Source organism: bacterium (genome assembly GCA_022616075.1).
GTDB lineage: Bacteria > Acidobacteriota > HRBIN11 > JAKEFK01 > JAKEFK01 > JAKEFK01.
The window spans coordinates 1-7,653 of sequence record JAKEFK010000123.1; the positions used below are offsets into that span (position 1 = coordinate 1).

The 7,653-nt window shown below is 49.8% G+C and carries 8 protein-coding genes; 5 read left to right on the forward strand and 3 right to left on the reverse strand.

Annotated features, from left to right (window positions below):
- Positions 1 to 247: 247 nt before the first annotated feature.
- Positions 248 to 2,161 carry a DUF3604 domain-containing protein gene (locus L0156_10005; protein MCI0603336.1) on the reverse strand — a complete coding sequence of 638 codons (1,914 nt, stop codon included), beginning with the start codon at positions 2,159 to 2,161 and terminating at the stop codon, positions 248 to 250.
- Between the two features lie 354 nt (positions 2,162 to 2,515).
- On the opposite strand from L0156_10005, the gene L0156_10010 reads away from it, so the two are divergent.
- Both L0156_10010 and L0156_10015 read left to right on the forward strand, forming a co-directional pair.
- The gene (locus tag L0156_10010) at positions 2,516 to 2,749 is read left to right on the forward strand and encodes a hypothetical protein (GenBank protein ID MCI0603337.1); all 234 of its coding nucleotides are present in this window, start codon (positions 2,516 to 2,518) and stop codon (positions 2,747 to 2,749) included.
- A gap of 53 nt (positions 2,750 to 2,802) precedes the next feature.
- Entirely contained in the window at positions 2,803 to 3,321 is a 519-nt protein-coding gene (locus L0156_10015; protein MCI0603338.1) for a transporter substrate-binding domain-containing protein, read from the forward strand.
- Between the two features lie 495 nt (positions 3,322 to 3,816).
- Here L0156_10015 and L0156_10020 read toward each other — a convergent pair whose 3' ends face one another.
- Both L0156_10020 and L0156_10025 read right to left on the reverse strand, forming a co-directional pair.
- On the reverse strand, positions 3,817 to 5,001 hold the full coding sequence (locus L0156_10020) for a hypothetical protein (protein ID MCI0603339.1): 1,185 nt from the start codon (positions 4,999 to 5,001) through the stop codon (positions 3,817 to 3,819).
- Entirely contained in the window at positions 4,961 to 5,485 is a 525-nt protein-coding gene (locus L0156_10025) for a hypothetical protein (GenBank protein MCI0603340.1), read from the reverse strand. The genes L0156_10020 and L0156_10025 overlap by 41 nt, the downstream gene beginning before the upstream one ends.
- Before the next feature lie 36 nt (positions 5,486 to 5,521).
- On the opposite strand from L0156_10025, the gene L0156_10030 reads away from it, so the two are divergent.
- The 3 genes from L0156_10030 to L0156_10040 form a co-directional block, all read left to right on the forward strand.
- A complete protein-coding gene (locus tag L0156_10030) occupies positions 5,522 to 5,821 on the forward strand; it encodes a cation:dicarboxylase symporter family transporter (protein MCI0603341.1) in 300 nt (99 codons plus the stop codon).
- A 331-nt stretch (positions 5,822 to 6,152) separates the two neighbouring features.
- Complete coding sequence (locus L0156_10035; GenBank protein MCI0603342.1) at positions 6,153 to 7,319, forward strand: hypothetical protein; 1,167 nt, start codon at positions 6,153 to 6,155, stop codon at positions 7,317 to 7,319.
- 151 nt (positions 7,320 to 7,470) lie between these two features.
- A partial coding sequence (locus tag L0156_10040; GenBank protein ID MCI0603343.1) for a hypothetical protein occupies positions 7,471 to 7,653 on the forward strand: 183 nt, incomplete at its 3' end.

Genomic DNA, 7,653 nt, shown 5'->3' on the forward strand with positions numbered 1-7,653 from the left:
GTGAATTTGAACCTGTGGATCTTTTGCTCACACACGATGAAGAGCTTGCCACAGCGGCGAAAAGTCTCGGTTTCGAGGTTCTTGGCACCGAATGAGTACGATCGAGAATCGTTTTTGAAAACTGCCTTCCCAAATCGTCCTGTTCTATATTGCACTTCACCAATGGAACTTCCGCGGCAATTTATCCATCCCTATTCTTCATCATTTGCTGGTTCCTCGCACTTCTGCTGCTCCCAACCACCGCGAATTACTTGCCCGGTGTGTACCAGATGGGCGTAGTATAAGCACGGTCCTGAATCGTTGTAGGTGCTCCTTCCGGGATCTTCGTGCCGAAGAACTTGGCGTCGTAGGTTGTCCAGCGCGGCGTCGGAATCTCAATTACACGGACATAATAGAAGGCGCGAAGCTTCGGATCGAAACTCGCGTCCTTCCAATAAGCGGTCAGGTACTGCGATCCAATCGCATTGGAGTAAGTGGCCTGAACCACGTTGACAGTGTTTCCCACGGCTGGCAGCTTCCCATCCGGACCCGGCTTGCGGTTCCCCGACCACGCGACATCGTAGACTTTCTCCTGCGTTTTTCCCGCTGTATCGAGCCAACCTTTCACGATCTGGATACGATCGAGATTTGCCCCGTCAACGTCGCGAAGAGCGCGCACCAAAAACACCGGCGCCTTTCCGCCCGGAGCGGCCTTCAAATCGCCACCCATCGGTACACCCTTCCGGTAGCCATGTTCGGCAAAATCCGATCGCTCCAGGTCCTGGGCGTTGAAATCGAACCCTCCAAAGACGCGAACAAGCAGGCGAGTGCCGGTTGTGGCGTAAACTTCCTTGCGCGCCATCGCATCCCAGAGGGATTCGCGGGTATTTTCGCGAGCCCACACGCCCGCGAGACCTGAGGCGCTCGTCTGCCAAGCATACTGCTTAAGGTCTTTGCCTTCCGAACTTGATAGCCGACCCGTGATTACCTCGTAAAAACGATCCGGTTCAGCCGATGGCGCCAGCGGTTCCACCTTGCCGAAAAAGTTGTCTTCCTGAGTGGTTGCCAGTGACGTGTGCGCGTCCGTAGAACCGATGATTCCGAATTTGAACGGATTGGCGCCGAGCTTCGCCTCATAGGCGAGCCCGCGTTTGTATGCCTCACGGGCATACTCGCGGGGCAACATGTCTTCCGTCTTTGCTTCGTTGCCGAAACTGCCCTTGTCCCAGGTCTCGAAGTCGGCGAATTCGTCATTCGGCGACAGCGCGGGATGCGCCTCACCGTCGCCTTTCATCTGCGTCACTTCGTAGATCGGCTCCCAACGCATCCTCCGCTCAGCATAGTCGCGGTCGAGCGACTTCTTGATCGTCAATGTAACGTCGTCGAACATCAGGCCGTTGGACAAGTTGCCGTTGTGAGGGATGGCCAACAACCTGCCGCCTGTCTTCTTCTCATAGTTGCTCATCCACTTCCAGAGGTCTTCCGGGTCGATTGTGTCGTATTGAGAGATTGGGATGATCTGATCAGCCTTGTCCTTGCCGTCACGGAACACGACATTGCGGTGGAGGTTGTTTCCGGAAGGTCCTGACGTCCACTCGAAACCGATCAATGCTGTGAATCGGCCTGGCTCGTTGTACTTCTCTGCCGCCGCGGTAAGGCGCTCCCACATCGTGCGCGCTACGCGCTCATTTCCCTTGAGCGGATCTTGAAGCGCACTCATCGATTGTATCCAAACATTGTACGCTTCAGTACCCTTGCCGGCCTTGACCAGGTCGAGCACACGGCGGCCGAATTCGGTCTTAAGCAGATCCGGGTTCGACTCGGCAATCATCGGTGCGAGACCCAGGTTCTCTGCATGATCCGCGATGACGAGAAAATCGAGCGGTCGCTGCAGCTTGGCGCGCAAGCCGTGACTCTGGATAACCTCCTCGCCCCGGGCGAAGCGATACGCTTCTTCCGGCCCAAGAGTGTTCCCCACCATTCCTGCATCGGTTGAGTAGGAAGTTTGGAGGTGGGTATCACCGAAGTAGACGCGGTTTGGAAACGTCTTTTCCGGATAAGGCGAATAGTTACGCTTTCCCTCCTTCGGGGGCGGTACGTCTTGGGCGCTAGAATCGGTAGCGATAACCAGAATAACTATCGCACAACATGCTGCTGCAATTGAATTGAATTCTCTCATCATAATTCCTCCGTGGCGAGATGGCTCTCTCAGTTAGAATCAACTTTGATGCAAGACTAGCGCCAAGCGTCGTCGAACTCAGAGTGTGACGAAAAGGGATTCTAGCGCAAATTAAAGTTCCTATTCACAGGGATATATCGGGACGATATCTCGACTTTCAGGGTTGTTGTCAGGAATTTTTGGAAGATCCAATTCAGAGCAACTCCGACCACAAAAGCGGAACCTGCAATGTTGGTTGGACTGGCATAGCCTTTGCTCGAGCTAACTTAGTGAAATACAGAATTCCAGTTCCAATCTGTAAGTTCATTAGCAAAGCGCTAAAGGAGACGTTATGGTCAAATTGCAAATAATCGGTTTGTGGATTATGACAGTGTTATTGCTTACATCAAGTATGAATTGAATGCGTACACCGATGAACCCTCAAAAATGTTCAAGACCTATTCTGATCTTCATCAAAATGTTCAGGATGCTTTTAATGAGTATGGCGTACAGATCATGTCTCCCAACTACGAAGCAGACCCGGAAGCGCCGAAACTTGTTCCTAAAGAACGCTGGTATGTAGCTCATGCAAAGAAACCGGATGAGACGTAGCGGGCAGCATGAAAAAGATACTTTATTAGTAGCCTTTTTGTGAATGAAATTCGATGGACCCCATGTTTCTCGCAGTGCAGCTCCAGGTTCGTCATGAGCTGGTGCTGGTTACAAGAGAAACAATGGATGAAGCATTGAACACGGGTGTTTGTGACATTGTTATGTCAGGAATCAGGGCAACACCTCAACGTGCAAAAGGAATGCAGTTTTCGAAACCCTCCGCTGAAGAAACTGCCGCATTTCTCGTCTCGGATCATCTCAGGGAAAAGTTTTCGCAAATATCGAAAATTCAAGAAATGCATTCTCCAAGAATTGGGGTTTCAAATATTCCCAATTTGATCGAACGTCTCCATAATGTATTCCCTAACGCAAAAATTGTTCCGGTTGAACCGATAACTACCTTTGTAAACGATCAAACTAATCAATTTGATGCGGTGTATACTACATGGGAGCGCGCTACGGCGTGGAGCTTGTTACACCCGCAGTTTGCTCCAGTGATTCCGGAAACCGGAATGGGAGGATTTCCACTGGCTTATGCCAGATCTTCGTTCCTTTGTGAATACTTGGATTGATGGCCATATTTCTAGTGGACTCCTCAAACATAAATTCGATTACTGGATCTACGGCCGAGACACGAGCAAAGTGCGTGAGCCGCGTTGGTGCATTGCCTCAAATCTTCTTGGATGGTGGAAGCAGTAGTCGCATATCACAAGTCCATCCACAATTTTCACCAGTTCTTGTTTTACAGCAGAGACACACAGGCTCAAGTGCCATGTATCTCCACTTCGATGTTACGCTCAATAGAGTACGTTTAATCTAGAATATAATTAGAAAAAAGGTTTTATAGGTTACGATTTTTTTGTAGAAAAGTCAGAGTGGAACTTTTTGCGAAAAATTATTTCAATGCTTTAGCGGCAACAGTCCAATTTCCAATCCAGTCGCTTGCGAAACTAAAGAGGAAGACAAAGAGCAGGAGTGATTACCTAGGACACAACTTTACCGCATCCTGGAAAAATTGGGTGGGGGGATGGACGTGATATATAGGGCGAAGATACCAAGCTTGGCTGCTAGAAGAACTGGATCGTCACGCCGAGCATGATGAGGAGGAGTCCGAAATACACGAGCGGGAATGCCCAACGACAACCGCGATCGATGTGATCTCCACGCTCCAAATTTCCCCGCTTGTCCAGAGCACCCACCACCAGGTTGATCACGACCGTCGCGCACATGGTCAGGAAGCTGAGGTTAAGGAATCCGTGAATCAATGTGAAATATGAGATGCGGGGCACTTGCTCACTCGTCACGAGGAGGTAGGCGACTCCAGTCAGGATCCCGATAAACGAGACACTGAGCCGATCGCCTAGCGACGAGCGGTCCATCCAGAACACCGAGAACGAGAGCAGGACGATCACCATCAGGGGGAGGATGACCAGTCGCATTACATAGAAGGGGTCTCGCTGCACATCCACGCTCACAACCAGCGCTGACGAAACCTCCCGGCGTCCGGCGTAAGATGCAGAATGATCTCGAACAGACGCACTGACTCCTGTGACGGTCCACTGCGGCACCCGAACATTACTGGCCAGGGAACTTCCCTCATCCGATTCCACTTGCAGCAAGACCTCATCCTTGTCGAAGCCCAGAACTTCAAAGACGGCTTCCAGGCGCTGCCGGTCGAACGGGAACCGCCTCATGTTGACCTCCGTTTCCGCAGCAGCGTTGAGTGTCTCGATCAAAGTCGAGGTTCCGTCTGGCTGGACACGCAGGACGACTCCACTCATCTGGTACAAGCCGGCTTCGTTGATGAGAACAACCTGTGGATACCAGCCTGTCGAGAGCTCATCAAACTGGTAGCCCCCTTGGAAGATTTTTTCTTGCACCCCAACAACAGAGGGGTCAAAGGCCTGGCGTGGGTCATGCCATTTGAGCGTGAGTACCCCTGTGAACTCGAACGTTTCCGCCCCGTCGTTAATCTCATTAATGTCATGCAACTCAAAGCGGGCCCGAACCACGACGGGTGTTGCTTCCTTTGGAGGCGCGAGCAGAAAGGGTTCGCTCGATACTATTCGGGGGCGGCTCTCGGAGTCGGCAATGGGATTAGCGACGGCCCTCGGCGTGCAGCACACCAACATCACCACCAAAGCCATAGCAGTCACAATAAGCTTACGGTGTTCCTGGTGATGCCGGCCCAGGGGGTTTTCCGGATGCCGTTCAAGCTGCACGCCTGACCCCGGCGCATCTGTGAATTTCATAGTTATTCGTTATCTTATACCATTCGTCAATGTCGAAGTAATCCCTTCGAACGAGACTGTGTCTCTCTTTTGCGAGCGGGTCCTCGGCTTGATCAGAAAAGACAAATAGCAGGAGTGATAAACCCACGGAGGAGATGGCAATTGCTATATATATGGATAATAACCGCAGGACGACATCTCGACCCCTCCAGCTTTCGGTCAGCATTACATACCAGATCACAAGCAAGTGAGGTTTCGATTCGATGAGAGTTTCTATATGAAAAAAATCAGAAACATTTTGATCCCTATTCTTCTCGCGTTTATTTGTTTGACCTTTATTCAGATTCCATTGAAGCGCGGGGACTTGCGGCGCGGCCAACGAATGTCTCCGGGGTTGCTGATCCAAGAGGAGCGGCTGATCCACGCGGGGTTTATAATCCACGCGGCCTCCATGATCCGCGTGGCCCTTACGACCCCCGCTGAAAAACGCATCAATCGTAATCATCGAAGATATTAGTAGTATTTTTGTAAATGCAATTCAATGGACCAGACTCTAGCAGCAAAACAGAATAAGAATCAGGATACTGCAACTGAAAAACGGAGGAGGAAGAGTTTTCTTCGCCGGCTCTCCACATCTCATCAGATCCTGATCGGTCTTGGAGCTGGAATTGGAGCAGGTATCTTTTTTGGAGAACAAATTTCCTTCTTGAATTGGCCAGCCAAAGTCTTTATTAGCCTATTGCAGGTTACCGTGTTGCCCTACATTGTGGGCAGTTCTTATTTACAGCTAAGACACACAGGCTCAAGTGCCATGTTATCTCTACTTCGATTTTACGTTTAATAGAGTCCGTTTAGTCTAGAATATAATTAGAAAAAAGGTTTTATAGGTTACGATTTTTTTGTAGAAAAGTCAGAGAGGAACTTTTTGCGAAAAATTATTTCAATGCTGAAGTGGCAGCAGTCCAATTTCCAATCCAAATCAGAACGAGAAAGACAATCGCAAATCGAAATCCATTACTATGGATCGGGGCACCGAAGTGAATCAACTTGTATTGCAGGTTTTCCAAAAGTACAACTTGGGTAAAGGACGGGCCATTTCAACGGCTTCCGTATCACACGGTACAAATGCAGAACAGTCAGGTGTCGCAAACTCTAAAACTATTTAGTGAGTTATGAATCATCAGACCAAAACGGATCCGGATATCGAATCGCTATTTTTGACAGGAGGAGGACGGATCATCAAAGGCATGGAGCGATTCGGGCTGTCAGACGGCACACGACCGCGTCTGGACCGGCTAGCTATATTATCGGTAGCCGTTACATGGTTACCGCTACTGGTGCTGGCAACCATGGAGGGCGTGGCGTTGGGCGATCGTGTTGAAGTCCCATTGCTTAAGGATTTCCTGCCATACGGACAATTCCTGATTGCAATTCCCATCCTGATTTTAGGAGAAGCGATTGTTGGAAAAACTCTTGGTATGGTGGTGGCAGAACTACGTCGATCCGACATTCTCTCTCCTGAAGACACACCGAAGCTGGATCAACTGTTGACGCGTGTTGTGGAACGATGGCGCGGACGTGCGGTGAACATCGTTTTTCTGATCTTAACCACTATCATTACATGTTTTTCTCTGTTCGGCGCACAAGAATGGCTGACTGGTGCCTGGCAGTATATCGGCGATCGAATCACTCTTCCCGGATGGTGGTACTTACTAATCAGCGTTTCTGTTATGCGATTTCTGGCTTTGCGTTGGCTGTGGCGTCTGTTGCTATGGACCACGGTTTTATGGCGGACTGCACATTTGAGGCTTCAACCACAGCCCACTCATCCTGATCGTGCTGGTGGTCTGGCGTTCCTTGGCCAAACGCAGGCGGTCTTTGGAGTGTTGGTGTTCGCGCTTAGTGTGCAGTTGTCTTGTCTGATCGCCGACGCTGTTTGCTACAGGGGCGCCAATCTGATGGATTTCAAGGGTCACGTGATTGCGTATGTGTTGATCGTTTTGATCGTTCTACTGCTGCCGCTTCTGCTGTTTGCTCCAAAGCTAATCCGGGTTCGTGATGAGAAGCTGCTACTTTTAACCGGCAGCACCTACAACGGAGCACAAGATCTGGAACGAAAACTCCGCGAGAATCGGACAGGGGAATTGCCTACTGAGATTTCGGCGTTGTGCGATATGGGAGCGCTGTACGAAAATGCACGTTGGATGAAACCCGTGCCACTGGAATGGCGACATATTTTAGTCCTTCTGCTGGCCGCAATTTTGCCGTTCCTGCCGCTGGTGTTCCTGGTGATGCCAGCAAAAGAGGTGTTCGGCATGCTCCTCAAACTGCTCGGTTGATTTTTTGGGATGCTTGGCCTTATTTGTGAGTCAACCTTGGATATGAATCAATGAGGCTTCTACATGAACAAAATCAGAATCATTTTGATTTCTATTCTTTTCTCGTTTATTTGTTTGACCTTTGTTTCAAATTTCAATAAGCCGGATAGTTATGATTCGTATACTGATCTCACATTACCGCATTCTGGAAAAACTTAGCGGTGGTGGAAGATATATGATTGGAATCAGAGGCAAAAGTCAAATCAGCAGAGGAAGCAAACATCTTGGATTTCGCTGTGTTACAACAGGACAGACTCATAGCGCAGCACAAGAAACCAAATTTCCACAGGAGATA

Bases quoted from the DNA above. Each gene is read 5' to 3' on its own strand.
- L0156_10035 (MCI0603342.1), top strand. From the start codon at position 6,153: ATGAATCATCAGACCAAAACGGATCCGGATATCGAATCGCTATTTTTG.
- L0156_10015 (MCI0603338.1), top strand. From the start codon at position 2,803: ATGGACCCCATGTTTCTCGCAGTGCAGCTCCAGGTTCGTCATGAGCTG.
- L0156_10025 (MCI0603340.1), bottom strand. From the start codon at position 5,485: ATGATTACGATTGATGCGTTTTTCAGCGGGGGTCGTAAGGGCCACGCG.
- L0156_10030 (MCI0603341.1), top strand. From the start codon at position 5,522: ATGGACCAGACTCTAGCAGCAAAACAGAATAAGAATCAGGATACTGCA.
- L0156_10005 (MCI0603336.1), bottom strand. From the start codon at position 2,161: ATGATGAGAGAATTCAATTCAATTGCAGCAGCATGTTGTGCGATAGTT.
- L0156_10020 (MCI0603339.1), bottom strand. From the start codon at position 5,001: ATGAAATTCACAGATGCGCCGGGGTCAGGCGTGCAGCTTGAACGGCAT.